Annotated in this window: 24 protein-coding genes and 1 pseudogene; 11 read left to right on the top strand and 14 right to left on the bottom strand. The window is 63.9% G+C overall.

The window, feature by feature from the left end:
* Nucleotides 1-122: 122 nt before the first annotated feature.
* The 10 genes from AWB74_RS14655 (at nucleotide 123) to AWB74_RS14610 (ending at nucleotide 13723) form a co-directional block, all read left to right on the top strand.
* A complete protein-coding gene (locus AWB74_RS14655) occupies nucleotides 123-1373 on the top strand; it encodes an MFS transporter (protein WP_061147463.1) in 1251 nt (416 codons plus the stop codon).
* Between the two features lie 2 nt (nucleotides 1374-1375).
* Nucleotides 1376-2770 (top strand): NarK family nitrate/nitrite MFS transporter, encoded by a 1395-nt coding sequence (locus tag AWB74_RS14650; RefSeq protein WP_061147462.1) that lies wholly within the window; start codon nucleotides 1376-1378, stop codon nucleotides 2768-2770.
* A gap of 143 nt (nucleotides 2771-2913) precedes the next feature.
* Nucleotides 2914-6630 (top strand): nitrate reductase subunit alpha, encoded by a 3717-nt coding sequence (locus tag AWB74_RS14645; protein WP_061147461.1) that lies wholly within the window; start codon nucleotides 2914-2916, stop codon nucleotides 6628-6630.
* Complete coding sequence (narH, locus tag AWB74_RS14640) at nucleotides 6627-8180, top strand: nitrate reductase subunit beta (RefSeq protein WP_061147460.1); 1554 nt, start codon at nucleotides 6627-6629, stop codon at nucleotides 8178-8180. The genes AWB74_RS14645 and narH overlap by 4 nt, the downstream gene beginning before the upstream one ends.
* Nucleotides 8181-8194: 14 nt before the next feature.
* Nucleotides 8195-8869, top strand: a complete 675-nt coding sequence (narJ, locus tag AWB74_RS14635) for a nitrate reductase molybdenum cofactor assembly chaperone (protein WP_061147459.1) — start codon at nucleotides 8195-8197, stop codon at nucleotides 8867-8869.
* Nucleotides 8866-9549, top strand: coding sequence for a respiratory nitrate reductase subunit gamma (gene narI / locus AWB74_RS14630; protein ID WP_061147458.1), 684 nt, complete (start codon nucleotides 8866-8868; stop codon nucleotides 9547-9549). Before narJ ends, narI begins: the two co-directional genes overlap by 4 nt.
* 15 nt (nucleotides 9550-9564) lie before the next feature.
* Nucleotides 9565-11403 carry a type IV pili methyl-accepting chemotaxis transducer N-terminal domain-containing protein gene (locus AWB74_RS14625; RefSeq protein WP_061147457.1) on the top strand — a complete coding sequence of 613 codons (1839 nt, stop codon included), beginning with the start codon at nucleotides 9565-9567 and terminating at the stop codon, nucleotides 11401-11403.
* 40 nt (nucleotides 11404-11443) lie between these two features.
* Complete coding sequence (locus tag AWB74_RS14620; RefSeq protein ID WP_061147456.1) at nucleotides 11444-12112, top strand: response regulator; 669 nt, start codon at nucleotides 11444-11446, stop codon at nucleotides 12110-12112.
* 86 nt (nucleotides 12113-12198) lie between these two features.
* Complete coding sequence (locus AWB74_RS14615) at nucleotides 12199-13374, top strand: NAD(P)H-dependent flavin oxidoreductase (protein WP_061147541.1); 1176 nt, start codon at nucleotides 12199-12201, stop codon at nucleotides 13372-13374.
* A 127-nt stretch (nucleotides 13375-13501) separates the two neighbouring features.
* Nucleotides 13502-13723, top strand: a complete 222-nt coding sequence (locus tag AWB74_RS14610; protein ID WP_061147540.1) for a DUF3079 domain-containing protein — start codon at nucleotides 13502-13504, stop codon at nucleotides 13721-13723.
* A gap of 9 nt (nucleotides 13724-13732) precedes the next feature.
* On the opposite strand, the gene AWB74_RS14605 is transcribed toward AWB74_RS14610, so the two are convergent.
* The 14 genes and pseudogenes from AWB74_RS14605 to napE form a co-directional block, all read right to left on the bottom strand.
* The gene (locus AWB74_RS14605) at nucleotides 13733-14779 is read right to left on the bottom strand and encodes a tetratricopeptide repeat protein (RefSeq protein WP_061147455.1); all 1047 of its coding nucleotides are present in this window, start codon (nucleotides 14777-14779) and stop codon (nucleotides 13733-13735) included.
* Nucleotides 14776-15159: a cytochrome c-type biogenesis protein gene (locus tag AWB74_RS14600; protein ID WP_061147454.1), complete on the bottom strand. Its 384-nt coding sequence runs from the start codon at nucleotides 15157-15159 to the stop codon at nucleotides 14776-14778. The genes AWB74_RS14605 and AWB74_RS14600 overlap by 4 nt, the downstream gene beginning before the upstream one ends.
* On the bottom strand, nucleotides 15152-15700 hold the full coding sequence (locus AWB74_RS14595; protein ID WP_061147453.1) for a DsbE family thiol:disulfide interchange protein: 549 nt from the start codon (nucleotides 15698-15700) through the stop codon (nucleotides 15152-15154). The genes AWB74_RS14600 and AWB74_RS14595 overlap by 8 nt, the downstream gene beginning before the upstream one ends.
* Nucleotides 15697-17653 (bottom strand): annotated as a pseudogene (locus AWB74_RS14590) (heme lyase CcmF/NrfE family subunit). Before AWB74_RS14590 ends, AWB74_RS14595 begins: the two are co-directional and overlap by 4 nt.
* The gene (ccmE, locus tag AWB74_RS14585; RefSeq protein WP_061147452.1) at nucleotides 17650-18105 is read right to left on the bottom strand and encodes a cytochrome c maturation protein CcmE; all 456 of its coding nucleotides are present in this window, start codon (nucleotides 18103-18105) and stop codon (nucleotides 17650-17652) included. The pseudogene AWB74_RS14590 and the gene ccmE overlap by 4 nt, the downstream one beginning before the upstream one ends.
* Entirely contained in the window at nucleotides 18102-18230 is a 129-nt protein-coding gene (locus AWB74_RS48200; RefSeq protein ID WP_268811191.1) for a hypothetical protein, read from the bottom strand. The genes ccmE and AWB74_RS48200 overlap by 4 nt, the downstream gene beginning before the upstream one ends.
* Nucleotides 18227-18967 (bottom strand): heme ABC transporter permease CcmC, encoded by a 741-nt coding sequence (ccmC, locus tag AWB74_RS14580; protein ID WP_061147451.1) that lies wholly within the window; start codon nucleotides 18965-18967, stop codon nucleotides 18227-18229. Before ccmC ends, AWB74_RS48200 begins: the two co-directional genes overlap by 4 nt.
* Nucleotides 18968-18972: 5 nt before the next feature.
* Complete coding sequence (gene ccmB, locus AWB74_RS14575; protein WP_061147450.1) at nucleotides 18973-19635, bottom strand: heme exporter protein CcmB; 663 nt, start codon at nucleotides 19633-19635, stop codon at nucleotides 18973-18975.
* Nucleotides 19632-20255, bottom strand: a complete 624-nt coding sequence (gene ccmA / locus AWB74_RS14570) for a cytochrome c biogenesis heme-transporting ATPase CcmA (protein ID WP_061147449.1) — start codon at nucleotides 20253-20255, stop codon at nucleotides 19632-19634. The genes ccmB and ccmA overlap by 4 nt, the downstream gene beginning before the upstream one ends.
* Before the next feature lie 24 nt (nucleotides 20256-20279).
* Entirely contained in the window at nucleotides 20280-20885 is a 606-nt protein-coding gene (locus AWB74_RS14565; RefSeq protein ID WP_061147448.1) for a NapC/NirT family cytochrome c, read from the bottom strand.
* A gap of 6 nt (nucleotides 20886-20891) precedes the next feature.
* The gene (locus AWB74_RS14560) at nucleotides 20892-21377 is read right to left on the bottom strand and encodes a nitrate reductase cytochrome c-type subunit (RefSeq protein ID WP_061147447.1); all 486 of its coding nucleotides are present in this window, start codon (nucleotides 21375-21377) and stop codon (nucleotides 20892-20894) included.
* Nucleotides 21378-21386: 9 nt separating this feature from the next.
* Nucleotides 21387-23870, bottom strand: a complete 2484-nt coding sequence (gene napA, locus AWB74_RS14555) for a periplasmic nitrate reductase subunit alpha (RefSeq protein ID WP_061147446.1) — start codon at nucleotides 23868-23870, stop codon at nucleotides 21387-21389.
* The gene (locus AWB74_RS14550) at nucleotides 23842-24180 is read right to left on the bottom strand and encodes a chaperone NapD (RefSeq protein ID WP_087039018.1); all 339 of its coding nucleotides are present in this window, start codon (nucleotides 24178-24180) and stop codon (nucleotides 23842-23844) included. The genes napA and AWB74_RS14550 overlap by 29 nt, the downstream gene beginning before the upstream one ends.
* A gap of 34 nt (nucleotides 24181-24214) precedes the next feature.
* The gene (napE, locus tag AWB74_RS14545) at nucleotides 24215-24373 is read right to left on the bottom strand and encodes a periplasmic nitrate reductase, NapE protein (protein ID WP_061147444.1); all 159 of its coding nucleotides are present in this window, start codon (nucleotides 24371-24373) and stop codon (nucleotides 24215-24217) included.
* Between the two features lie 320 nt (nucleotides 24374-24693).
* Here napE and AWB74_RS14540 point away from each other — a divergent pair, with 320 nt between their 5' ends.
* Complete coding sequence (locus AWB74_RS14540; protein ID WP_061147443.1) at nucleotides 24694-25131, top strand: hypothetical protein; 438 nt, start codon at nucleotides 24694-24696, stop codon at nucleotides 25129-25131.
* Nucleotides 25132-25143 lie beyond the last annotated feature (12 nt).

Genomic DNA, 25143 nt, shown 5'->3' with positions numbered 1-25143 from the left:
AGCCTTCCGAACTACGCCGCATTGACTAGCGGCATATCGACGCCGCATCCGCCCGGCGGATAGGCGTCTCGCGCGACGCTCCGTACCCTTGTCGAGCAAGTTACAACGACAAGGAAAGGACGATGAGCGTCGTCAACACACCCATCAGTACTCCGGTCTCCACCGACGCGCGCGCCTGGCGCGTGCTCGGCGCGAGCACCTTCGCATTCACGATCTGCTTCGCCGTATGGATGATGTTCGCCATCCTCGGCATCCCTCTCAAAAAGCAGCTCAATCTCACCGATACCGAATTCGGCCTCATCGCCGCGATGCCCGTGCTGACAGGCTCGCTCGCGCGCGTGCCGCTCGGGATCTGGACCGATCGCTTCGGCGGCCGCATCGTCTTCTTCTTCACGATGGCCGTCACCATCGTGCCGATCTGGTTCATCGGCTACGCCACCGAATTGTGGCAATTCCTGGTGCTCGGCTTGTTCGTCGGAGTCGCGGGCGCGTCGTTTTCGGTGGGCACGCCCTATGTCGCGCGCTGGTTTCCGAAGGCGCGCCAGGGTTTCGCAATGGGCATCTTCGGCGCGGGCAATTCGGGCGCCGCGCTGACCAAGTTCGTCGCGCCGGTGCTGATTCTCACCGCAGGCACATGGACGATCGTGCCGAAGGTCTATTCGGTGGCGATGCTCGTGACCGCGCTTCTTTTCTGGGTCTTTTCCGCCTCTGACCCCGCACACCTGAGCGCCGGCACGCAGAGCTTCGGCGCGCAGATGGCCGTCCTGAAAGACCGGCGCGTGCTGCGTTACGCGCAGTACTACTCGGTGGTGTTCGGCGGCTACGTCGGCCTCGCGTTGTGGATGCCGCAGTACTACGTGAATCAATACGGTTTCGGCATCGAACAGGCTGCGTTTCTCGCCGCCTGTTTTTCGCTGCCCGGCGGCGTGCTGCGCGCGCTCGGCGGCTGGATGTCGGACCGCTTCGGCGCGTATCGCACGACCTGGATCGTTATGTGGGTCGCACTCGCGTGCTTCTTCCTGCTGAGCTATCCGGTGACCGATTTCGTCGTTCACGCGAAAGACGGCCCGGTCACGTTCCACATCGCGATGGGACCGGTCGCCTACACCGCGCTGATGTTCGTCGTCGGCGTCGCGATGGCGGTCGGCAAGGCGTCGGTGTTCAAGTTCGTTTCGGATGAATTCTCGTCGAACATCGGCGCGGTCTCGGGCGTCGTCGGTCTCGCGGGCGGCCTCGCCGGTTTCCTGTTGCCGATCCTGTTCGGACTGCTCGTCGATCTCACGGGCGTCCGCACCACCTGTTTCATGCTGATGTTCGGCGCGACTGCCGTCAGTCTGATCTGCATGCACTTCACATTTCAATCGAAAAAGTAACCATGTCGACACCTTCACGTTACCTGCTCACAAAATGGGAGCCCGAGAACGCAGCCTTCTGGCGCGCGACGGGCGAATCGGTTGCCCGGCGTAACCTCTGGATCTCGATTCCCGCGCTGGCGCTGGCTTTCACGGTCTGGTCGCTGTGGAGCGTCGTCGTCGTCAGTCTCGACAAGGGCGGCTTCCATTTCACGAAAGACCAGTTGTTCTGGCTCACCGCGCTGCCTCCGCTGTCGGGTGCGACGCTGCGCATCTTCTATTCGTTTCTCGTGCCGATCTTCGGCGGACGGCGCTTCACCGCGTTGTCCACCGCGAGCCTTCTGATTCCGGCAATCGGAATGGGGCTCGCGCTGCGCGACCCGTCGACGACTTATCCGACGCTGCTCGTGCTCGCGTTGCTGTGCGGTCTCGGCGGCGCGAACTTCAGCTCGTCGATGGCCAACATCAGCTTCTTCTTCCCGAAAGCAGAGAAGGGCTTCGCGACCGGCATGAACGCGGGCATCGGCAACCTGGGCGTGTCGGTCGTGCAGTTCGTCACGCCGCTCGTGATCTCGGCGGCCGTGTTCGGCGCGCTCGCAGGCGGCGGGCAGTCGTACACCGCGAACGGCGTCGAACACGGCATCTGGCTGCAGAACGCGGGCTTCATCTGGGTGCCGTTCATCGTGATCTCGGCGCTCGCGGCGTGGTTCGGCATGAACGACATCGCGGACGCGAAGGCGTCGTTTGCCGAACAGGCCGTCATCTTCAGGCGAAAGCACAACTGGCTGATGTGCCTTTTGTATATCGGCACGTTTGGCTCCTTCATCGGCTTTTCGGCGGGTCTCGCCTTGCTGACGAAGGCAGAGTTTCCGTCGGTGAATCCGACCGCCTATGCATTCCTCGGGCCGCTCGCGGGCGCGCTCACGCGTCCGGTCGGCGGCTGGATCTCGGACCGCCTCGGTGGCGCGCGCGTGACGCTCATCACCTTCATCGCGATGATCGCAGCCGTCTTCGGCGTGATGGCCTGTCTGCCGCACGACGGCGTCGGCGGCAACTTTGGTGGCTTTCTCGCGATGTTCATCGCCTTGTTCGCGCTGACGGGTATCGGCAACGGATCGACCTTCCGCATGATCCCGGTGATCTTCCTCACGCAGAAGCAGCGCGAAGCCGAGGGCAAGCCCGACGCCGCGAAAAAGCAGTCGCTGCACGATGCGGGCAAGGAATCGGCGGCGGTGCTGGGCTTCGCGGGCGCGATCGGTGCGTATGGCGGCTTCTTCATCCCGCGCGGGTTCGGCACGTCGATGAGCATGACCGGCTCGCCCGACGCCGCGCTCTGGTGCTTCATCGGGTTCTATGCCGTGTGCGCGGCAGTCACGTGGTTCTGCTATGCGCGCCGCAATGCGGACATGCCGTGCTGAACTAAGCCGAAAGGACTAGGCGCACTAATCCGCATGACGCGAATCGAGGCCTCCTTTCGGGGAATGGGCGCGCGGGCATCGCGCCCCTACACTCGAATCAACGTATTTAGGGCGGCTTACGGCCGCCTCGCCCGGAGAAACGGATGAGTCACTTTCTGGATCGGCTGAAGTTCATGTCGCGCATCAAGTCCACGTTCTCGAACGGACATGGTGCGGTCGTGAATGAAGACCGCAAATGGGAAAACGGTTATCGCAGCCGTTGGCAGCACGACAAGATCGTGCGCTCCACGCATGGCGTGAACTGCACGGGCTCGTGCTCGTGGAAAGTCTATGTCAAGAACGGACTGATCACATGGGAGACGCAGCAGACTGATTATCCGCGCACGCGCCCCGATCTGCCGAATCACGAGCCGCGCGGCTGTCCGCGTGGCGCTTCGTATAGCTGGTACGTGTACTCCGCGCAGCGGGTGAAGCATCCGATGATCCGCGGCCGTCTCATCGAAATGTGGCGCGAGGCGCGCAGGACGCTCGACCCGGTCGCGGCGTGGGCGTCGATCTGTGAAGACCCGGTCAAGGCGAAGCGCTACAAGAGCGTGCGCGGCCTGGGCGGTTTCGTGCGCGCGGACTGGGACACGGCAAGCGAGATCATCGCGGCGGCGAATGCGTACACCGTCGGCAAGTACGGACCCGACCGCGTGATCGGGTTCTCGCCGATTCCCGCCATGTCGATGGTTTCCTACGCCGCCGGTGCGCGCTATCTGAGCCTGATCGGCGGCGCGTGCCTGTCGTTCTACGACTGGTATTGCGACCTTCCGCCGGCGTCGCCGCAAGTCTGGGGCGAGCAGACGGACGTACCCGAGTCCGCAGACTGGTACAACTCCACGTATCTGATGGTGTGGGGCTCGAACGTGCCGCAAACGCGCACGCCGGATGCGCACTTCTACACGGAAGTGCGCTACAAGGGCACGAAGACGGTCGCGGTCTCGTCCGATTACGGCGAGATGGTGAAGTTCGGCGACATCTGGCTCGCGCCGAAGCAGGGCACTGACGCCGCGCTCGCCATGGCGATGGGTCATGTCGTGCTGAAGGAGTTCCACGCAGGCGGCCAATCCGCATACTTCCGCGATTACGTGAAGCGCTATACCGACATGCCGATGCTCGTCGTGTTGCGCGAGAACCCGAATGGCGACGGCACGCTCGTGCCCGATCATTTCCTGCGCGCATCGCAATTGCAGAACGATCTCGACGAAGCGAACAATCCGCAATGGAAGACGCTCGTCATCGACGAGACGAGCGGCAAGATCGTCGCGCCGAACGGCACGATCGGCTTCCGCTGGGGCGAAGCGAATCATGACGACGGCGCAAAGGTCGGCCGCTGGAATCTCGAACAGAAGGACGGCGGCTCGGGTCGCGATATCGATCCGCGTCTGTCGCAGATCGGCGCACACGACGAAGTGGCGGAAGTGAGCTTCCCGTACTTCGGCGCGGAGCACGACGCGCTGCTCGCGCGCCGCGTGCCCGTCAAACGCATCACGCTCGCGGATGGCACAAGCGCGCGCGTCGCCACCGTCTTCGACTTGCAGATGGCGAACTACGGCGTCGATCAGGGTCTCGGCGGACCGAACGTCGCATCGTCCTACGATGACGACGTGCCCTACACGCCGGCGTGGCAAGAGAAGCACACCACGGTGCCGCGCCATCTCGTCATCCAGGTGGCGCGCGAGTTCGCCGACAACGCGGACCGCACGCAAGGCAAGAGCATGGTGATCGTCGGCGCGGCGTTGAATCACTGGTACCACAACGACATGATCTATCGCGGCATCATCAATCTGTTGATGATGTGCGGATGTATCGGCAAGAGCGGCGGCGGCTGGGCGCATTATGTCGGCCAGGAAAAGCTGCGTCCGCAGTTCGGCTGGGCGCCGCTCGCGTTCGCGCTGGACTGGTCGCGCCCGCCGCGTCAGATGAACGGCACGTCGTTCTTCTATAACCACACGAGCCAGTGGCGTCACGAGAAGGTCGCCCTCGACGAAATTCTCGGACCCACCGCAGACAAGTCGCGCTACGAGAATCTCTCGATGCTCGACATGAATGCGAAGTCCGAGCGCATGGGCTGGCTGCCGTCGGCGCCGCAACTCGGTGCGAATCCGCTCGATGTCGTCGATGCCGCGAAACGCGCGGGCCGCGATCCGATTGAATACACGGTCGAACAACTGAAGTCGGGCGCGCTGAACTTCGCGTGCGACGACCCGGACGATCCCGCGAACTTCCCGCGCAACATGTTCGTGTGGCGCTCGAATATTCTTGGCAGCTCCGGCAAGGGGCACGAATACTTCCTGAAGTATCTGCTCGGCACGCAGAACGCGCTGTTCGGCGACGAAGCAGACGCGATCAAACCCGGCGAAGTCAACGTGCGCGGTGCCGCTGAAGGCAAGCTCGATTTGTTGACCGTGCTCGATTTCCGCATGAGCACGACGTGCCTCTATGGCGACATCGTGCTGCCGAGCGCGACGTTCTACGAGAAGAACGACCTCAACACGTCGGACATGCATCCGTTCATCCATCCGTTGTCGGAAGCGGTGCAGCCGTTGTGGGAGAGCAAGAGCGACTGGGAAATCTACAAGGCGATCGCGAAGAAATTCGCGGAGATCGGCGGGAAGCATCTGGGCACGCGCACGGATCTCGTCTGCACGCCGCTCATGCACGACACGCCGGGCGAACTCGGTCAGGCATTCGAGCCGAAGGACTGGCGTCATGGCGAATGCGACCTGATTCCCAGCAAGACCGCACCGTCGATGACGCTCGTCGAGCGCGATTACAACGCGATCTACGACAAGTTCACGTCGGTCGGTCCGTTGCTCGCGAAGCTGGGCAATGGCGGCAAGGGCATCAACTGGAATACGGCGCATGAAGTGGACGAACTCGCGTCGCTGTCCGGCGAGAGCAACGGCCGACCGCGTCTCGATACCGCAATCGACGCCGCCGAGATGATCCTGACCTTCGCGCCCGAGACGAACGGCCATGTCGCTGTAAAGGCCTGGGAAGCGCTGTCGAAGATCACCGGGCGCGATCACTCGCATCTCGCGCTGGGCCGCGAGCACGACAAGATCCGCTTCCGCGACGTGCAGGCGCAGCCGCGCAAGATCATTTCCGCGCCCACGTGGTCAGGGCTCGAATCGGAAGAAGTCAGCTACAACGCGGGCTACACGAACGTCCACGAACTGATTCCCTGGCGCACGCTCACCGGGCGGCAGCAGTTCTATCAGGATCATCGCTGGATGCTGGACTTCGGCGAGGGATCGTGCGTCTACAAACCCGCGATAGATACGAAGACCGTCTCGCCGATGCTCGGCGCGAAGCCCAACGGCGAGCACGAGCTGGTGTTGAACTGGATCACGCCGCACCAGAAGTGGGGCATCCATTCCACGTACACCGACAACCTGCGCATGCTCACGCTGTCACGCGGCGGCCCGCACGTGTGGGTCTCGGAAGCGGAAGCGAAGGAGGCCGGCCTCAGGGACAACGACTGGGTCGAGGTGTTCAATGTCAACGGCACGCTGACCGCGCGCGTCGTCGTGAGTCAGCGCGTGCCGCGCGGCATGTGTCTCATGTATCACGCGCAGGAAAAGATCATCAACGTGCCGGGCGCGGAGACGAGCGGCATGCGCGGCGGTATCCATAACTCGGTCACGCGCACGGTGCTCAAACCCACGCACATGATCGGCGGCTACGCGCAACAGGCCTACGGCTTCAACTACTACGGCACCGTGGGCAGCAATCGCGATGAATACGTCATCGTGCGCAAGATGAAGAAAGTGGACTGGCTCGAAGGCCCGCTCAAGGAAGGAGCAGCATCATGAAGATCCGCGCCCAGGTGGCGATGGTCCTGAATCTGGACAAGTGCATCGGCTGCCACACCTGCTCGGTGACCTGCAAGAACGTGTGGACGTCGCGCGATGGCGTCGAGTACGCGTGGTTCAACAACGTCGAGACGAAGCCGGGCATCGGCTATCCGAAGCAGTGGGAGAACCAGGAGAAGTGGAACGGCGGATGGGTCCGCAAGAATGATGGCCGCATCGAGCCGCGTCAGGGTCCGAAGCTGAAGGTGCTCGCGAACCTGTTCGCGAACCCGAATCTGCCAGCCATCGATGACTATTACGAGCCGTTCACCTACGACTACGCGCGCCTGCAGAACGCACCGCTTTCCGAAACGCCGCCCACCGCACGCCCCGTGTCCGCGATCACCGGCAAGAAGATGGACAAGATCCATTGGGGGCCGAACTGGGAAGACGACCTCGGCGGCGAGTTCGAATCGCGCAGCCGCGACGCGCTCTTCGAAAACGTGCAGAAGGAGATGTACTCGACCTTCGAGAACACCTTCATGATGTATCTGCCGCGCTTGTGCGAGCACTGCCTGAATCCGGCGTGCGTGGCGTCGTGCCCGTCGGGTTCGGTGTACAAGCGAGAAGATGACGGCATCGTGCTCGTCGATCAGGACAAGTGCCGCGGCTGGCGCATGTGCGTGTCCGGTTGCCCGTACAAGAAGATGTACTTCAACTGGAAGTCCGGCAAGGCCGAGAAGTGCGTGTTCTGTTATCCGCGCATCGAAGCGGGTGAGCCGACCGTGTGCTCGGAAACATGCGTAGGCCGCATCCGCTATCTCGGCGTGATGCTGTACGACGCTGATCGCATTGCCGAAGCAGCGTCGGTCGAGAAGACCACGGACCTGTATCAGTCGCAACTCGATCTCTTCCTAGATCCGCACGATCCGCAGGTTCAGGCCGAAGCGCTGCGTCAGGGCATCGCCCAGAGCTGGCTCGATGCGGCTAAGCGCTCGCCTGTCTATCGCATGGCGTGCGAGTGGAAGGTCGCGTTTCCGCTGCATCCCGAGTACCGCACGTTGCCGATGGTCTGGTACGTGCCGCCGCTCTCGCCGATCCAGTCCGCGGCTGACGCGGGGCATATGGGCATGAACGGCGTGATCCCGGATGTGAAGAGCCTGCGCATTCCCATGCGCTATCTCGCCAATCTGCTGACGGCGGGCGACGAAGCGCCGATCGTCTCCGCACTCGATCGCATGCTCGCAATGCGTGCCTACAAGCGCGCGCAGAACGTGAATGGCGTGAACGATGACGCCGTGCTGAATGACGTCGGTCTCACGGCGACGCAAGTGGAAGAAATGTATCAACTGATGGCGATCGCCAACTACGAAGACCGCTTCGTCGTGCCGTCGTCGCACAAGGAAATGGCGCAGGACAGTTTCGACGAGAAGGGCAGTTGCGGCTTCTCGTTCGGTAATTGCGGCTCGCCTGGCGCGTCGGACGGATCGCTTTTCGGTTCGAGGACGCACGGTGAGGTGAGCTACGCGGCGTTGCCGAAGTCGCGCAAGAACGCGTTGTCGGAAAGTTGATCGAGGAACGAACGATGTCGCTTTATCCCATTCTTTCCGCGCTGCTCGATTATCCCGAGCCTGCGCTGCTGGACGCGCTGCCGGAGATCGAAACCGCGCTGCATGACTGGCCGCAGGCAGAGCAGCGTCTCGCGCCGCTCGTCGCGTCGCTGAAGCGTCCGCTGATCGAATCTCAGTTGACGTACGTGTCGACGTTCGACCGCAATCCGTCGCATTCGCTGCATCTTTTCGAGCACGTTCACGGCGAAAGCCGCGATCGTGGTCAGGCGATGGTCGATCTGCTCGACGAATATCGCGGTCTCGGGTTCGATATCCAGTCGAACGAGCTGCCCGACTACGTGCCGCTTTTTCTCGAAGTGCTCGGCGCGATCGATCGTGACCGTGCGCAGGCCTTGCTCGACGACGCCATTCATGTGCTCGACGCGATCGGCGAACGTCTCGCGCGCGATGAAAGCCCGTATGCTGCCGTCTTCGCGGTCTTGCGGGAGCTCGCCACCGTCGAGCCGCGCCCGCTCGCGCAGCCGCCCGTGAGGGACATGGACGAGATGCTCGAAACCTTCGGACCGGGGCCGGACGGCGTCGAGCCGTTGCTCGCGCCGCACATGCGGCAGGACACGCAGACCATTCGCTTTCATCCGCGCGGCGCATCGGGCGGCGCGGGTGCAGCCATCGCAAAGGACGCACGATGAACATGTTCAACTCTTTCGTGTTCGGTATCTATCCGTACATCGCCGCCAGCATCTTCCTGTTCGGCAGCCTCGTGCGCTTCGAGCGCGAGCAGTACACATGGAAAGCGGACAGCACGCAGCTCGTCGACCGCGGTAATCTCAGGCTCGGCAACATCCTGTTCCACATCGGGATTCTCGGGCTGTTCTTCGGGCATCTCGTCGGCTTGCTGACGCCGGTCGCCGTGTGGGACGCGCTCGGCATCGATCACGGCGTGAAGCAGGCGGCGGCGATGATTGCGGGCGGCGTAATGTGCACGATGTGTCTCGTGGGCCTTCTGATCCTGCTGCATCGTCGCCTGACGAGCGCGCGGCTTTCCGCCGTGACAAAAATCGGCGACCGCGTGCTGCTGCTGTGGATCCTGGTCACGCTGCTGCTCGGCTTGTCGACGATCGGCGTATCGGCCGGTCATATGGATGGTTCGATGATGGTGAACCTCATGACCTGGGCGCAACATATCGTCACGTTCCGCGCCGATGCGGCCAGTTATGTCGCAGCCGCGCCGCTGCTCTTCCGTGTACATTTGTTCATGGGCATGAGTCTCTTCGTGATCTTCCCGTTCACGCGGCTCGTGCATGTCTGGAGCGGTTTCGCTTCGCTCGGCTATCTCACGCGGGCGTGGCAGCTGGTCCGCAGCCGCTGATTCCGTTCACCGAACATGTCCTTGCCGTCGTATCGCGAACGTCTGACCACACGCATCGTCACGCTGTCGATCGTGTCACTGGTTCTCGTTCTCGCGATGGTCGGCGGGACACTCTGGCTGTCGTGGCAACTGCAGGGCGCGGGCGCGGCCATCAACGACGCGGGCAGCCTGCGCATGCGCGCCAACACGGTTGCGCTCGCGCTGATCGAGCGGCAGGACATGCCGGCATCGGCGCTGCAATCGCACATCGGGCAGATGAATGCGACAATCGACCGCTTGCGCCGGGGCGATGCCGCGCGCCCGCTCTTTCTTCCCGACGACGCCGACGTGCGCAGCCAGTTCGACAGCGTCGCCGATGCGTGGCATGCGCGGCTCGAACCGGATGCGCAAACCGGCGATCCGGACGCGGTATCGCGCTATTTGCGCGCGTTGCCAGCGTTCGTCGCGGGCGCGGACGAGTTGGTCGTACAGATCGAAAAGGACAACGCGCGCAAGACCGCCTGGCTGCGCACGTCGCAGATGGCGCTTGGCGCAATGGCGTGCATCGGCACGCTGGCGATCGTGTATCTGCTTTTCCTGTGGATTGTCGTGCCGGTGCGGCGCTTGCAGGAAGGCCTCAAGCGTATCCGGCGGCGTCAGTTCGACACGCGTTTGCAGGTCGAAACGCTCGACGAATTCGGCCATCTGACCGCGGGCTTCAACCGGATGGCCGCCGAGCTTCAGACGCTGTACAACCATCTCGAAGGCTGCGTCGAGGCGAAAACGGCCGAGCTTGCCGCGCAAAATCGCGAGCTCACGGCGCTTTATGAAATGGCCGCCTTCCTCAATCAGCCGAATGACGGCGATGCGCTGTGCCGAGGCTTTCTCGCGCGCCTCACGCGTCAGTTCGACGCGGACGGTGCGGCGGTTCGTCTCATCACCGAAGACGGCCAGGTGCGTCTCATCGGATCGGAAGGATTGCCTGCCGCGCTGCTTCAGGATGAGCGCTGCTTCGCCGCCGATGGCTGCGTATGCGACGAGCGCCCGTGTCAGCGCGTGGGCCTGACGAGCGTGGCGGCGTTCGATATCGTGTCGCAAGGGGAGAAGCTGGGCGCGTTCTCGCTGCACTTCGAGGGGGAGCACACCATTCCCGCGTCGGAGGCGCAGTTGTTGGAAACGCTCGGCGGGCATTTCGGCACGGCGCTCAAAAGCAGGCGGCTCGCAGCACTGGCGCGGCAACTCGCCGTCTCGGAGGAGCGCAATCTCGTTGCGCAAGGCTTGCATGACAGCATCGCGCAGAGTCTGAACTTTCTGAAAATGCAGGTGCATCTGCTCGATGCCGCCACGCGCGAGCACCGCATGGACGAGGTTCGCGAGATCGTGCCCTTGCTGGCGGGCGGCGTCGCCGAGAGCTACGACGACGTGCGTGAGCTGCTCATGAATTTCCGCACGAAGCTCGGCAGCGGTGAACTCAGGCGCGCGGTAGACGAATCCATCGAACGCTTTACTGTTCAGACGGGCATCGCGCCCCGACTCGATTATCGCGACGAAGGCGGCCTGCCATTGCCGCCGGATCAGCAATTGCAGGTGCTTTTCATACTGCAGGAAGCGCTCTCGAATATTCGGAAGCACGCCGAAGCGCAGCGCGTTTACGTGACGATCGTCAATGGTCGTGACTTCAGCCTCCTTGTCGAGGACGATGGTCAGGGCTACGATCCAGACGAGATGGCCGTCCTTGGCGAGACGCACGTAGGCTTTCACATCATGCGAGAGCGCGCGCAACGTCTGGGCGCCACGCTTTTGCTGACCGGAGCACCCGGAGGCGGCGCGCGTGTCGAACTCGTCTTGCCGGCCTTGGCGCGTCAGGCTGCCTGAACATGGGCGGCGCGCGTTTCACGCTGCTTCGAGTTGTGTCATGACCATTCGTATTCTGCTGATCGACGATCACGCGCTGTTTCGCTCCGGCGTGCATGCGCTTTTGCAACGGCAGCCCGATTTCGAAGTCGTCGGCGAAGCCGCCGATGGCCTCGAAGGCCTCAAGCGCGCGAAGCAATTTCGCCCGGACGTCATCCTGCTGGATCTCAACATGCCGGGGCTCTCCGGAATCGAGACCTTGAAGCTGCTCGTGCAGGACGTGCCGCAGACGGCGGTGGTCATGCTGACCGTCTCCGAGGATCTCGATGAACTGACTTTCGCCCTGCGCGAAGGCGCATGCGGCTATCTGCTGAAGAGCATCGAAGCGGACACGCTCGCGAGCGCCATTCGCAAGGCGGCGGCGGGCCATCCGGTCATCGCCGACGACATGACCGCGAAGCTCGTCACGAGCTTGCGTGCACCGAAGCCCGTGTCGGTGCCGGCTCCGGCCGCCGCGGCCGATCCACTCACGACGCGCGAGCGCGACATCATGCGCGAACTGGCGCACGGTTCGAGCAACAAGGAAATCGCACGTTCCCTGACGCTCGCGGAGAGCACGGTAAAGATCCACGTGCGCAACATCCTGCGCAAGCTCAATCTCACGAGCCGTGTGCAGGTCGCGATTTATGCGGTCGGTCACGACACGGCAAAGGCGACGGAAGCCGCGTAAGCGCCCCCGCCTCAAGCACGATCGAGCACCGAAGCGCACATCACATCAAGCAGTCCACCATGAATTCACATCAAACCGAATCGCACATGAACCCTCACGATCATCCCTTCGCGCCGCTCACGATTCGCGGGCGCAGTCTGTTGCCGATCGTGCAGGGCGGCATGGGCGTCGGCATTTCGGCGCATCGGCTTGCGGGCAGCGTGGCGCGCGAAGGCGCGGTCGGCACCATTGCGAGCATCGACTTGCGTCATCATCACGACGATCTGCTGGCGATGTGCCGCGAAGACCACACGCGCCCGACACTCGAACGCGCCAACCTGATCGCGCTCGCACGTGAAATCGCGGCCGCGCGCACGTTGTCGGAAGGGCGCGGCATGATCGCCGTCAACGTGATGAAGGCGGTGAGCGCGCATGCGGATTACGTGCGCGTCGCGTGCGAAGAAGGCGCCGATGCCATCGTGATGGGCGCGGGCTTGCCGCTCGACTTGCCCGACCTCACACAAGGTCACGATATCGCGCTGATTCCCATTCTCTCCGACAGCCGCGGCGTCACGCTCGTGCTGAAGAAATGGATGAAGAAGGGCCGCTTGCCCGACGCCATCGTGATCGAGCATCCGGCGCATGCGGGCGGCCATCTCGGCGTCAACGACGTCGCCGACATGCACAACGAGCGCTTCGGCTTCGAGCGCGTGCTGACGGAGCTCGACGCGTCGTTTGCATCGCTGGGACTGAAGCGCTCGGATGTGCCGGTGATCGTCGCGGGCGGCATCAACAGCCATGAAGCGGTGCGCACATGGCTCGCGGCAGGCGCGAATGGCGTGCAAATCGGAACGCCATTCGCCGTCACCGAAGAGGGCGACGCGCATCCGGAGTTCAAGCGCGTGCTCGTGGAGGCGACGCCGGACGACATCGTCGAATTCATCAGCGTGACGGGCCTGCCCGCGCGCGCTGTCAAGACGCCGTGGCTCATGCGCTATCTGCGCAACGAAGACCGCATTCGCACGAAGATCGGCGCGCGCAAGCAGACGTGTCCGTCGGCGCTCGAATGCCTGAGCGCGTGCGGCTTGCGCGATGGCATCGAGAAATTCGGACACTTCTGCATCGACACGCGGCTGGCCGCGGCTTTGCGCGGCGATGTCGGCAACGGTCTGTTTTTCCGCGGGCGCGAGAAGCTGCCGTTCGGCGCGGCGATCCGCAGCGTGCGCGATCTGATCGAGTTGCTGTTGACGGGCGCGACGAAAGCCGTGCCGTCGGGTTGTTGAAGAAACCGAAACAGCCTGCTTCGCGGGGAGCGTCGTCCGATAGTCGGGTTCCTATTGGCGCGAGCGGGCGTCCGCTCTAGTCTTGATGTCGATGTCCCGCACACCGCAGTCGAAGGAGGATCACACGATGTCCAAGCGTTTTCCGCTGAACCCGAAGCATCCCGAACGCAATTGCTGGGGCTGCGACCACTACTGCTCGACGGACGCCATGCGCTGCGGCAACGGTTCGAGTCGCACGCAGCATCCCGCCGAACTGCTCGGCGAAGACTGGTACGAACAAGGCGACTGGAATCTCGATATCGCCGAAAATGCGAAGTCGGTTGAGCCCGGCGCCGTCAAGTCGCATTGAGCGATGCAATCAGCGGACGACATCGGCGATTGTCACGTCGATGACGCCCGCGTCTTTCGATGACACCGCGCCGCTCGATCCCGTCAGATCGCCCGCCGCGGGTCGTGCCTGTCCCGACGACGACACGCGCGCATCGACGCTGATGCGGGAAAAATCGGAGAGACGGCGGTTCGGCGTCATCGACATGGAATCGTCGAGGCGCACCGTCGCGGGCAACTGGCTCACGCTCAGGCGCTGCACGGCGAGCGGCATGCGCGATCCGTCGTCCGCGAGCGCGTAGACGAAGACCGTATCCGTCGGGCGAACGCGCTGTTCCAGCTCCGGACTCAGGCGCACACGGACTTCGATCGAAGCCGCCTTCGCCTTCGAACCATCACTTCCCTTTGCGGCGAGCGCACGCGTCTCGTCGATATTCTTTTGCGCCTGCTGCGCGATCTGCGGCGCGAGATCCGGCGCCTTGCCCAACCGCTCCCAGAAATGAATGGCGCGCGCGTAATCGCGACGGTCGAATGCCGCCGATGCCGCCAGCGCGAGCGCCTTCGGCTGATCCGCGTCGATCGCAAGCGCCGAGTCGATGACCTTCAGCGCCGCATCGTTGAAATCGCCACCGTTTGCGCTTGCCAGGGCATCGGCGTAATCGGCGAGCAGTTCGGCATCGCGCGGATTCAGCGCGATAGCGCGGCGGTACGCCTCCGCAGCATCGCTCGGGCGCTGGAGCGCCATATAGGAGCGCGCGAGCATCGCCCAGCCGGGTGCGTCGTCCGGATCGGCGCGCAGCCGGGCGACGAGGCGGCTGACCGCGGCTTCCATCGAGGCGGGTGCGTCGGCATGTCGATCCGGCGATGCGAGCGGCGCAGTCTGCATCGCGAGCGCGACCGGATCGCCGATGCGCATGTACAGCGTCAGCGCCGACGCCGGAATCAGCGCGATCATCAGTCCGGCCAACGCCGCGTGCGCTTGTCCGGGCCCGCGCGCGGACGTGCGCAAAAGCGGCGGCAAGACGCACGCGAGCGCGCCGAGCAACATTGCGGCAATGATCAGCCAGAACGCGATCATCGGTTCATGCTCCGTCGTTGCCGGGCGCGGCGGATATGCAGCGCCATCGCGAGCGCGCCCGCCGCGAGTACGGCGAACGGCCCGAACCACAACGCCCACGTCGCCGGCTTCACCGGCGGCCGATACAGCACGAAGTCGCCATAGCGGCGCACCATGTAGGTCTGAATCTGTTCGTCGCTCGCGCCTTGCCCGACCTGCTCGCGAATGCGCGTGCGCAGATCGGCGGCGAGATTCGCGTTCGAATCGGCGAGACTCTGGTTCTGGCACACCACGCAGCGAAAACGCTCCGCGAGTTGGCGCGCGCGTTCGTCTTCGGGCGATTCCTGAGCGTGGGCACAAGCCATGCACGCAAGAAGAATCAACGCGTAGCGGCTAGTCACGCATCGTCTCCTTTTGCAGCTTGCCGACGAGCGGCAGGATCACGCGTTCCAGCGACGCGCGCGTGAGCGGCCCGGCCTGCCGATATCGCACCACGCCGGCGCGATCGATCACGAAGGTTTCCGGCACGCCGTACACGCCATAGTCGATGCCCGTGCGCCCGTCGCGATCGACGAACGATGCGACGTACGGATTGCCCGCCGTCTCCAGCCATTGCAGCGCGGGTTCGCGCTCGTCCTCGTAGTTCAGGCCGTACACGGGCACCGCGCCGCTCGCCGCGAAGTTCATCAGCACGGGATGCTCGTCGCGGCACGCTTCGCACCACGACGCCCAGACGTTCAGGATCCACACCTGGCCGCGCAGCGCGTCGGAGGACATCGTCTGGTTCGCGGCATCGAGACGCGGCAGATCGAACGCGGGCGCGGGTTTGCCGATGAGCGCCGAAGGCAATCGGCGCGGATCGTGCCGCAATCCCGCCGCGAGCACCGCGACCAGCACCCCGAAGACGACGAGCGGGACGAGCGGAATGAGGAAGCGCTTCATCGTCCGGTCTCCGCGATGGGTTCTTGAACGACCGTCGTCACCCGCGGCTGCGTCGCCCGGAAACGCGCGTAACGCCGATCCGCCGCGGCGAGCAGGCCGCCCAGCGCCATCAGGATGCAGCCGCCCCAGATCCAGCGCACGAACGGCTTGATCTGGATGCGCACGGTCCACGCGTTCCCGCCCGCCGGCTGATCCAGCGCGACGTAGAGATCGCGCAGCACGCCGCGATCGATGGCGGCTTCCGTCGTCGGCATGTTCGAGACGAGGAATTCGCGTTTTTCGGGATAGAGCGTCGAGATCGGCCGGCCGTCGCGCGTCACGGTGATCGTCGCCCGTGTCGCGCGATAGTTCGGGCCGTCGATCGCGCGCACGCCGTCGAGACGAAAGCGATAGCCGCCCGCATCGACGCTGCCGCCTGGCACGAGGCGCGCATCGCGTTCGACGGGAAAGCCTTTCACCATCGTCACGCCGACGATGAACACGCCGATGCCCGCATGCGCGAGCCACATGCCGATAGTCGCGAGCCGCACGCGCTGCCTGCCTCTGACGACGCGCTCGATCACGCTCGTCGCGATCGTCGTGAAGGTCCACGCGGCGAGCAGAAAGCCGAGACTCACGAGCGGGCGCGACACGCCGGGCAGGAACGCCGTGCCGACGCTCACGAGCGCGGCCCAGCGCAGTCGCACCGCGATGTCCGGCAGACGCGCGGCTTTCCAGCGCGCGAGCGGCCCGACGCCCATCAGGAAGATGGCGGGCGTCATCAGCGGGACGAACACGCTGTCGAAGTACGGTGCGCCGACGGAAATCTTGTCGAGATTGAGCGCGTCGAGCTGCCATCGGGTAGAGCGTGCCGAGCATCACCGACGCCGCGGCGACGAGCATCAGCAGATTGTTCGACAGGAGCAGCGCCTCGCGCGATACCGGCTCGAATCCCACGGCCGATGCCGCACGCGGCGCGCGCCACGCGAAGAGCGCGAGCCCGCCGCCCGAGAACAGCGCGAGCAGCGCGAGAATGAAGACGCCGCGCGCCGGATCGGACGCGAATCCATGCACCGACGTTACGACGCCCGAGCGCACGAGAAACGTGCCGAGCAGCGAAAGCGAAAACGCGCAGATCGCGAGCAGCGCGCTCCACGCGCGGAAGGCGCCGCGCTTGGCGGTGGCGGCGAGCGAATGGATCAGCGCCGTGCCGACGAGCCACGGCATGAACGACGCGTTCTCGACCGGGTCCCAGAACCACCATCCACCCCAGCCGAGCTCGTAGTACGCCCACGCGCTGCCGAGCATGATGCCGAGCGTCAGGAACATCCAAGCGGCGAGCGTCCATGCACGCGATGCGCGCGCCCACGCGGCATCGAGCTTGCCTTCGAGCAGCGCGGCGATGGCGAACGCGAACGCTACCGAAAAGCCGACATAGCCCATATACAGCAGCGGCGGATGAATCACCATGCCGGGATCTTGCAGCAGCGGATTGAGATCGCGGCCGTTCATCGCGGGCGGCATGATGCGCGTGAACGGATTCGATGTCAGCAGCATGAAGAGCAGAAAGCCCGCGTCGATCCAGCTCATCACGCCGAGCACGCGCGCGGCGAAGGGCAGCGGCAGGCGCCGCGCGAATGCGGCGATGGCGATCATCCACAAGGTCAGCAGCAGCCCCCAGAGCAGCAGCGAACCTTCGTGGCCGCCCCAGACGGCGGTGAAGCGATAGATCGACGGCAGCGCCGAATTCGAATTGCCGACGACGTAGATGACGGAGAAATCGTCGCCGAGAAACGACGCCGCGAGACACGCGAACGCAATCGCGACGAAGACGAACTGCCCGCACGCGGCGGGCGCGGCGACGCGCATCCATCGCTCGATGGAAAGACGCGCGCCGAGCATCGGTACAACGCCGGCGACGAGCGCGAGCAGCATCGCGAGAATCAGCGCGAAGTGGCCGAGCTCGGGAATCATCGGCGCGTTCCTGTGCTCGTCTCTGTCGATGCGCGCACCTCGCGCAGCGCCCGTTCGAGCTGCGGCGGCGTGTACTTTTCGTCGTGCTTCGCGAGGACTTCGTCGGCGTGGAAGCGTCCGTCGCCGTCGAGCGCGCCTTGCGCGACGACGCCGCTGCCTTCGCGAAACAGATCGGGCAGCGATCCGCTGTAGGTAACGGGAGTGGATGCGCGTCCATCGGTGACGACGAACGTGACGGTGCACCCGTCCGCATCCCGCACGAGCGAGCCGCGTTCGACGAGACCGCCGAGCCGGAAGCGCTGCGTGCGCGTCTCTTCGTGCGACGCGATCTGGCTCGGGCTCACGAAGAACATCACGTTGGCGCGGAACGCATTGAGCACGAACGCGCACGCGAGCCCCGCGCTCGCGACACCCAGCGCGATGAATCCGAGCCTGCGATGGCGCGCCTTCATCGGCGCAACTCCGGTTCGCGCAGTGCGCGGCGCACGAGCCACGCTTCCACGCCCATCAGCGAAAACGTGATCGCAAGCGCGGCACACAAAATCGGATTGTCGGTGAGCATCGTCAGGATGTTCATGCGGTGCGTTCCTCGATTCGCGACGGGCGTTCGTCCGTCGACACGCGTTGCGCCGCGCGCATGATGACGCGCACGCGGGCGAGCGCAATGGCGATCGCGTACGACCAGAAGCCGGCCGTCATCACGACGATGCCGCATGCCATCGACGTCGTCATCGACACGCCGCTGCCGAAACCCAGCGACGGCCCCTGATGCAACGTGTACCACCACTGCACGGAAAAATAGATGATCGGGATATTCACGACGCCGATCAGCGCGAGCACCGAACACGCACGATCGGCGCGGCGCGTCCCGTCGATCGCGGCGTGCAGCGCAAGAAAGCCGACATACAGGAAGAACAGGATCAGCTCTGAGGTCAGGCGCGCGTCCCACACCCACCACGTGCCCCACGTCGGCTTGCCCCACAGCGCGCCGGAAATGAGCGCGATGCCCGTGAAGAGTGCGCCGGTCGGGGCGAGCGCGCGCGCCATCATCGCGGAGAGGCGGGCGTTCGTCGCGAGATGCAGCGCGCAGTAAGCGGCCATCACGAGGTAGATGAACATCGACATCCACGCGGCGGGCACGTGCACGAACATGATGCGGTAGATGTCGCGTTGCAGCGCATCGGCGGGCGCGACGGCGAGCCCGACGACGAGCCCGGCTGCGATGAACACCACCGACGCGAACGCGAACCACGGCGTCGCGCGCGCGGCGAAGCGTTCGAAGCGGTGCGGCGAGGCGTAGCGGAACCAGTTCATAGGCGCTATTCCATCGAGATGCGCAAGGCCGCTGCGCTGGCCCAAGGGCACAGCCAGAGCGCGACGCACAGCGCCGCCGCGAGCAGCGAGAAATTCGCGCTGGACCATGCGGCGCTCGCGGCGGGATCGGCCGCGCCGACGCCGAACACGAGCACCGGCACATAGAGCGGCAGGATCAGCAGCGCGAGCACGACGCTGCCGCCGCGCACGCCGAGCGTGAGCGCGGCGCCCATCGAGCCGATCAGCGACAGCAGCGGCGTGCCGATCAGAAGCGACGCCATCAGCATGACGATGGTGCGCGCATCGAGCCCATATTCCAGCGCCACGACCGGCGCGATCACGACGAGCGCGAGACCCGTCGTCAGCCAGTGCGCGGCGATCTTGCCGAGCACGATGCCCGCGAGCGGCTGCGGCGAAAGCAGCATCTGTTCGAGCGCGCCGCTCGCGAAGTCGTTGCTGAAGAGCTGGCCCGCCGAAAGCAGCGCCGCGAACAGGGCGGTGACCCACAGCACGCCCGGCGCGATCGCGTGCAGCAGCTTCGGATCGGGACCGATGCCGAGCGGAAACAGGCTCGACGCGAGCACGAAAAACAGCAGCACGGACAACGTCACCGTGCGCGAGCGCCAGTTGAGGATCAGTTCGCGGCGGATCACCTGAAGCGCGATCATGCCGCGCTCCGTTCGAGATGCAGATGCCGTGTGCGCTTTGCATCGACGCTGAGCGGCCGATGCGTCGTCGCGACGAGCATGCCGCCTGCGCGCAGATGATCGTCGATGCACGCGGCGAACCAGAGCGCGCCGGCATCGTCGATGGCTTCGGTGGGTTCGTCGAGCAGCCAGAGCGGTTTGCCCGCGAGCACGAGGCGCGCGAGCGCTACACGCCTTCGCTGCCCTTGCGACAGTCGATTCAGGCGCGTTCGCATGAGCGGCAGCACACCGGCGCCGTCGAGGACGTTGCGCTCATCGACATGCGCCACACCAGCGCCGAGCAACGCGGCGAAGCGAAGATTCTCCGCGACCGTCAGTTCGCCGTTGAAGCCATCTGCATGACCGAGCCACGCGAGCTCGCGCCGAAAGCGCACGGGATCGTCGCGCACATTCGCGCCGCGCCACGACACGCTGCCCGCGGCGGGCGGTAACAAGCCCGCGAGCGCGGCGATCAGCGAACTCTTGCCGCTGCCGTTCGCGCCGTGGATGAGCAGCGCCGCGCCGCCATCGACGCACAGATCCACGCCGGCCACGATGGTGCGGCTGCCGCGCATGACGTCGAGTTGCCGGGCGCTGAGCATCGGGTTCGTCTCCTCTGACGTGATCTACTTCCTCTTGCTGCCCTCCTTCTCCTCGGCCTTCACCATGTTCGGCAATTCATGCGCGATACCCTTGTGGCAGTCGATGCACGTCTTCTCGCCCGTCTCCACAAAACGCTGATGCGCTTCCTGCGCGCGTGGGCTCTGGCGCGTGAAATCCATGTACTCGAACGAATGGCAGTTGCGGCATTCGAGTGAATCGTTCGCCTTGAAGCGCGCCCATTCGTGCTCGGCCAGTTCGAGCCGCTTGTCGAGAAATTTCTCGCGCGTGTTCACGACGCCGAAGATCTTCGCCCACACTTCCTTCGACGCCTGCATCTTGCGCGCGATCTTGTCCGTCCACTGATGCGGGACGTGGCAGTCCGAGCACTTCGCGTGGAAGCCCGAGCGATTGCTGAAGTGGATCGTGTTCTTCAGTTCGGCAAACGTGTTGTCGCGCATCTCGTGGCAGCCGGTGCAGAAGACTTCGGTATTGGTGAGTTCCATCGCCGTGTTGAAGGCGCCCCAGAAGATCACGCCCGCGACGAAGCCGCCCAGCGTCAGAAAGCCGAGGCTGTAATACAGGCTCGGCCTTCGGATGGTGATCCAGTAGCGCTTGATCAGTTCGCGCATGATTCTTTATTTTCTTTGTGGGTTCTTGGACGCCGGCTGCTTGATATCTTCGACGGCGACGAACGAATTACCGATCAGCAGCTTCGTATCCGCTTGCGGGACGTGACACTGCGTGCAGAAATAGCGGCGCGGCGACAGATGCCCGGACACCAGGCCGTCGCGATCGATGTAATGCGACACCGCGACCGGCACCGCGCCGCTCTCCTCGGCGCGGCTGCGCGCGTGACACGCGAGACAGCGGTTCGCGTTCTTGTCGAGCTGATAGTTGTCGATCTTGTGCGGGATCGTCGGCGGCTGCTGTGCGTAGTTGAGGCCGCGAATCACATCCTTGTTTTCGGTCGGCGCGATGAGCGGCGCCTTCGGCTCCTCGTTGAGCGGCGTCGTGCCGCGCAGCGAATCATGAAACTGCATGGGCGGGACCGTGGGCTGCGCAATCGCAAGCGCGGCCAGCGCGACCAGCGATGCAATGACGGCGGCGAAGAACGTGCGCATGGCGTGCTCCTAGACCCTGACGATCTTGACCGCGCACTTCTTGAAGTCGGTCTGGAACGAGATCGGATCGGTGGCGTCGAGCGTCACTTTGTTGATGAGCTGGCTCGAATCGAACCACGGTACGAACACGAGCCCGCGCGGCGGTTTGTCACGGCCGCGCGTCTCGATGCGCGTGCGCATTTCGCCGCGCCGCGAGATCACGCGCACTTCGACGCCACGCCGGATGCCGAGCGCCTTCGCGTCGTCGGGATGCATGAAGCACACCGCATTCGGAAACGCGCGATAGAGCTCGGGCACGCGCCGAGTCATCGATCCGGAATGCCAGTGTTCGAGCACGCGTCCGGTCGCGAGCCAGAACGGATATTCCTTGTCCGGCGATTCGGCGGGCGGCTCGTAAGGCAGCGCCCAGATCACCGCGCGGCCGTCCGGGTTGCCGTAGAACTGCCAGCCGGTGCCGGCTTTCACGTAAGGATCGGAGCCTTCCTTGTAGCGCCGCAGCGTCTCCTTGCCGTTCACCACCGGCCAGCGCAGCCCGCGCGCCTTGTGATAGTCGTCGAACGGCGCGAGATCGTGGCCGTGTCCGCGGCCGAAGCTCGCGTATTCCTCGAACAGACCCTTCTGGATATAGAAGCCGAACGCCTTGGCTTCGTCGTTGCGATACTTCGCGTCTTCCTGCGACGCCGGGAATTTGTCGACCTGCCCGTTGCGATACAGCACGTCGTAGAGCGTCTTGCCCTTGTATTCCGGCTTCTTCGCGATGAGCTCGGCGGGCCACACTTCCTCGACCTTGAAACGCTTCGAAAACTCGACGATCTGCCACAGGTCCGAACGCGCATCGCCGGGCGCGCTGACGAGTTGATGCCAGAACTGCGTGCGGCGCTCGGCGTTGCCATACGCGCCTTCCTTCTCGACCCACATCGCCGACGGCAGGATCATGTCGGCGGCCACCGCCGTGACGGTCGGATACACATCCGACACGACGACGAAATTCGTGTCCTTCCGATAACCCGGCAGCCCTTCGTTGTTGATGTTCACGCCGGCCTGCATGTTGTTGTTGACCATCACCCAGTAAGCGTTGAGCTTGCCGTCGTGCAGCATGCGGTTTTGCAGCACGGCGTGAAAGCCCGGTTTGTCGGGAATCGTGCCCTCCGGCAGCTTCCAGATGTGCTCCGCTTCCTCGCGATGCTTCGGGTTGGTCACGACCATGTCGGCGGGCAGGCGATGCGAGAACGTGCCGACTTCGCGCGCCGTGCCGCACGCGGAGGGCTGTCCGGTCAGCGAGAACGGGCTGTTGCCCGGCGTCGCGATCTTGCCCGTCAGCAGGTGCAGGTTGTAGACCATGTTGTTGGCCCACGTGCCGCGCGTGTGCTGATTAAAGCCCATCGTCCAGAAGGACACAACTCTCGTCTTCGGGTCCGCGTACAGCTCCGCGAGCTGATCGAGCTTGTTCTTCGGTACGCCGGACAGCTTCGTGACATAGGCCGCGTCGTAGCGCGAGACCAGCTTCGCGTAATCGTCGAAGGTGCACGGCTGCGAGCCGTTCGGATCGTTCGCGTTCTTCGCCGCTTTCTGCAGCGGATGATCGGGCCGCAGCCCGTAACCGATATCCGTATTGCCCTTCTTGAAGACGGTGTGCTTATCGACGAAATCCTTGTTCACCTTGCCGTTCTTGATGATGTAGTTCGCGATGTAATTCATGATCGCGAGATCGGACTGCGGCGTGAAAATGATGGTTTCGTCGGCGAGATCGAACGAGCGATGCTCGAACGTCGACAGCGTGACGACGCGTACGTTCGGGTCCGACAGCCGCCGCCCCGTCACCCGTGTCCACAACACCGGATGCATCTCCGCCATGTTCGAGCCCCAGAGCACGAAGGCATCGGTTTCCTCGATGTCGTCGTAGCAGCCCATCGGCTCGTCCATGCCGAAGGTGCGCATGAAGCCGGTCACGGCGGAGGCCATGCAGTGCCGCGCGTTCGGATCGAGATTGTTGCTGCGAAAGCCCGCCTTCATCAGCTTGACGCCGGCATAGCCTTCCCAGACGGTCCATTGCCCCGAGCCGAACATGCCGATGGCGGTCGGCCCTTTCTCCTTCAGCACGCGCTTGAACTGCTCGGCCATCACGTTGAAAGCGGTATCCCACGATACGGGCGCGAACTCGCCGTTCTTGTCGAACTTGCCGCCTTTCATGCGCATGAGCGGCGTGGTCAGGCGGTCCTGGCCATACATGATCTTCGAGAGGAAATAGCCCTTCACGCAGTTGAGCCCGCGATTGACTTCCGCCTGCGGGTCCGCCTGCGTCGCGACGACGCGATTGGCCTTCACGCCGACGACCACGCCGCATCCCGTGCCGCAGAAGCGGCAGGGCGCTTTCGACCAGGCGATGTCTTCGCTTTGCGCAATGGCTTCCATGCCGGGCAGCGTGATGCCCGCGGATGCGGCCGCTGTCGTTGCGGCCGTCTGCTTAATGAACGCGCGACGAGTCAGTTTCATCGGCGATGTCCTCGCTGAGCGAATCGGCGTGATCGTGATGCTGATAGACGAGCGCGGTAGTCACGACATCCGGTATCGCCTGCACTGCGTGCAATTGCTCGGCAACGTAGGATGAGCGTTCCGCTTCGAGCGTGAGGACGATCTTGCCGTCGGCGCTCGTGCCGTGCACCTGAGCGCCCGGCAATTCGGCGAGTGCGAGCATGACTTGCTGCAGCGCTTCTATACGGGCGTATACAACGACACCAGCTATGTGAAATTCGCAGGACGTGTCCGTCTTGTCGTCGTGGCGGTCGTTGGTATCGACGGGCATGTGCTCCATTTAGTTCAAGTAGTCGCGACGCTCGTTAATGATGTGGCGGGCCGCCAATCAACATCTGGTAAAACCAGACCGCGAATCCGTAAGCGGCAATGATCATGACCGTGAGCACAGGAACCATCACGACGGTCAGAAACAAAAAGCTGCGCAACTCTTCGGATTTGCGTATTTCGTCTTTTTCATCCATTTGGTGCGGCAGATCTCGGGTTGGCATTGTGGGTTGGCCAGCACGAAAGACGATTCCATTGTTGGTAGATGGAATGCTTCTTTTCAAGTTGAAAATGGCGATGCCGCAGTGCGGCGCATGTAATGGTCGATTGACTACATCGAATCAGGACACGGCAAGAGACGCGCATCGTTTCAGGTTTCGAAACGAATGGCGCTTGCGTGAATGTCGTGCGCAATGCTGCATTTCGTATGTTGGACAGCGCTTTCGCCGTGTTCCGAAGCTTGTCTGCGACACGCGTATTTAGAATGCGGGCAACTTCACTATCACGCCCCTTTCTCATGCCGACCAAACTCGAATTCGCAACGCCCGAAGGACGTATCTCGCTTTCGATCGACGACGCCCAGTTCATGGCTTACGACGCAGGCGAACTCGCGCTGCGCTCGATGCGCGATTTCGTCGAGCGCATGCGGTCGATGGGCCTTGGTGGACTCGCCGAAAGCTATGCGCGTCTGCAGGCGCAAAATGCCGTTTCGCTGATGGAGCTGCGTGAAGCGCGCGAAGACGCCGAGGCGTTACTGACGCGCAAGGAAGAGTGCGACGTGATCGCGGACCGGCTCATGCCCCGGCTCGAAGCGCTGCGTGAGACCGTGACGCAAACACAAACCCAGATGCGTGAGAGCGTCGAGCGGCTGGCGGCGCTTTCGGCCGCGTGTGACTGCGCGTTGCATCAGGTGCCGGGTTATCGGCCACCGTCGCGGTCATCGATCATCCGATAAAAGATTCGGTAT

The organism is Caballeronia arvi (assembly GCF_001544695.2).
GTDB classification, from domain to species: domain Bacteria; phylum Pseudomonadota; class Gammaproteobacteria; order Burkholderiales; family Burkholderiaceae; genus Caballeronia; species Caballeronia arvi.
Note: the sequence above shows the minus strand (reverse complement) of the source record. Positions and strands in the feature narration are given on the sequence as shown.

Bases quoted from the DNA above. Each gene is read 5' to 3' on its own strand.
- napE (WP_061147444.1), bottom strand. From the start codon at position 24,373: ATGGATGAAAAAGACGAAATACGCAAATCCGAAGAGTTGCGCAGCTTT.
- AWB74_RS14595 (WP_061147453.1), bottom strand. From the start codon at position 15,700: ATGAAGCGCTTCCTCATTCCGCTCGTCCCGCTCGTCGTCTTCGGGGTG.
- AWB74_RS48200 (WP_268811191.1), bottom strand. From the start codon at position 18,230: ATGAACATCCTGACGATGCTCACCGACAATCCGATTTTGTGTGCCGCG.
- narJ (WP_061147459.1), top strand. From the start codon at position 8,195: ATGTCGCTTTATCCCATTCTTTCCGCGCTGCTCGATTATCCCGAGCCT.
- ccmE (WP_061147452.1), bottom strand. From the start codon at position 18,105: ATGAAGGCGCGCCATCGCAGGCTCGGATTCATCGCGCTGGGTGTCGCG.
- AWB74_RS14655 (WP_061147463.1), top strand. From the start codon at position 123: ATGAGCGTCGTCAACACACCCATCAGTACTCCGGTCTCCACCGACGCG.
- AWB74_RS14605 (WP_061147455.1), bottom strand. From the start codon at position 14,779: ATGATCGCGTTCTGGCTGATCATTGCCGCAATGTTGCTCGGCGCGCTC.
- AWB74_RS14540 (WP_061147443.1), top strand. From the start codon at position 24,694: ATGCCGACCAAACTCGAATTCGCAACGCCCGAAGGACGTATCTCGCTT.
- AWB74_RS14610 (WP_061147540.1), top strand. From the start codon at position 13,502: ATGTCCAAGCGTTTTCCGCTGAACCCGAAGCATCCCGAACGCAATTGC.
- AWB74_RS14645 (WP_061147461.1), top strand. From the start codon at position 2,914: ATGAGTCACTTTCTGGATCGGCTGAAGTTCATGTCGCGCATCAAGTCC.
- AWB74_RS14565 (WP_061147448.1), bottom strand. From the start codon at position 20,885: ATGCGCGAACTGATCAAGCGCTACTGGATCACCATCCGAAGGCCGAGC.
- ccmC (WP_061147451.1), bottom strand. From the start codon at position 18,967: ATGAACTGGTTCCGCTACGCCTCGCCGCACCGCTTCGAACGCTTCGCC.
- ccmA (WP_061147449.1), bottom strand. From the start codon at position 20,255: ATGCTCAGCGCCCGGCAACTCGACGTCATGCGCGGCAGCCGCACCATC.
- AWB74_RS14550 (WP_087039018.1), bottom strand. From the start codon at position 24,180: ATGCCCGTCGATACCAACGACCGCCACGACGACAAGACGGACACGTCC.
- AWB74_RS14560 (WP_061147447.1), bottom strand. From the start codon at position 21,377: ATGCGCACGTTCTTCGCCGCCGTCATTGCATCGCTGGTCGCGCTGGCC.
- narI (WP_061147458.1), top strand. From the start codon at position 8,866: ATGAACATGTTCAACTCTTTCGTGTTCGGTATCTATCCGTACATCGCC.
- napA (WP_061147446.1), bottom strand. From the start codon at position 23,870: ATGAAACTGACTCGTCGCGCGTTCATTAAGCAGACGGCCGCAACGACA.
- AWB74_RS14620 (WP_061147456.1), top strand. From the start codon at position 11,444: ATGACCATTCGTATTCTGCTGATCGACGATCACGCGCTGTTTCGCTCC.
- AWB74_RS14615 (WP_061147541.1), top strand. From the start codon at position 12,199: ATGAACCCTCACGATCATCCCTTCGCGCCGCTCACGATTCGCGGGCGC.
- narH (WP_061147460.1), top strand. From the start codon at position 6,627: ATGAAGATCCGCGCCCAGGTGGCGATGGTCCTGAATCTGGACAAGTGC.
- AWB74_RS14625 (WP_061147457.1), top strand. From the start codon at position 9,565: ATGTCCTTGCCGTCGTATCGCGAACGTCTGACCACACGCATCGTCACG.
- AWB74_RS14650 (WP_061147462.1), top strand. From the start codon at position 1,376: ATGTCGACACCTTCACGTTACCTGCTCACAAAATGGGAGCCCGAGAAC.
- ccmB (WP_061147450.1), bottom strand. From the start codon at position 19,635: ATGATCGCGCTTCAGGTGATCCGCCGCGAACTGATCCTCAACTGGCGC.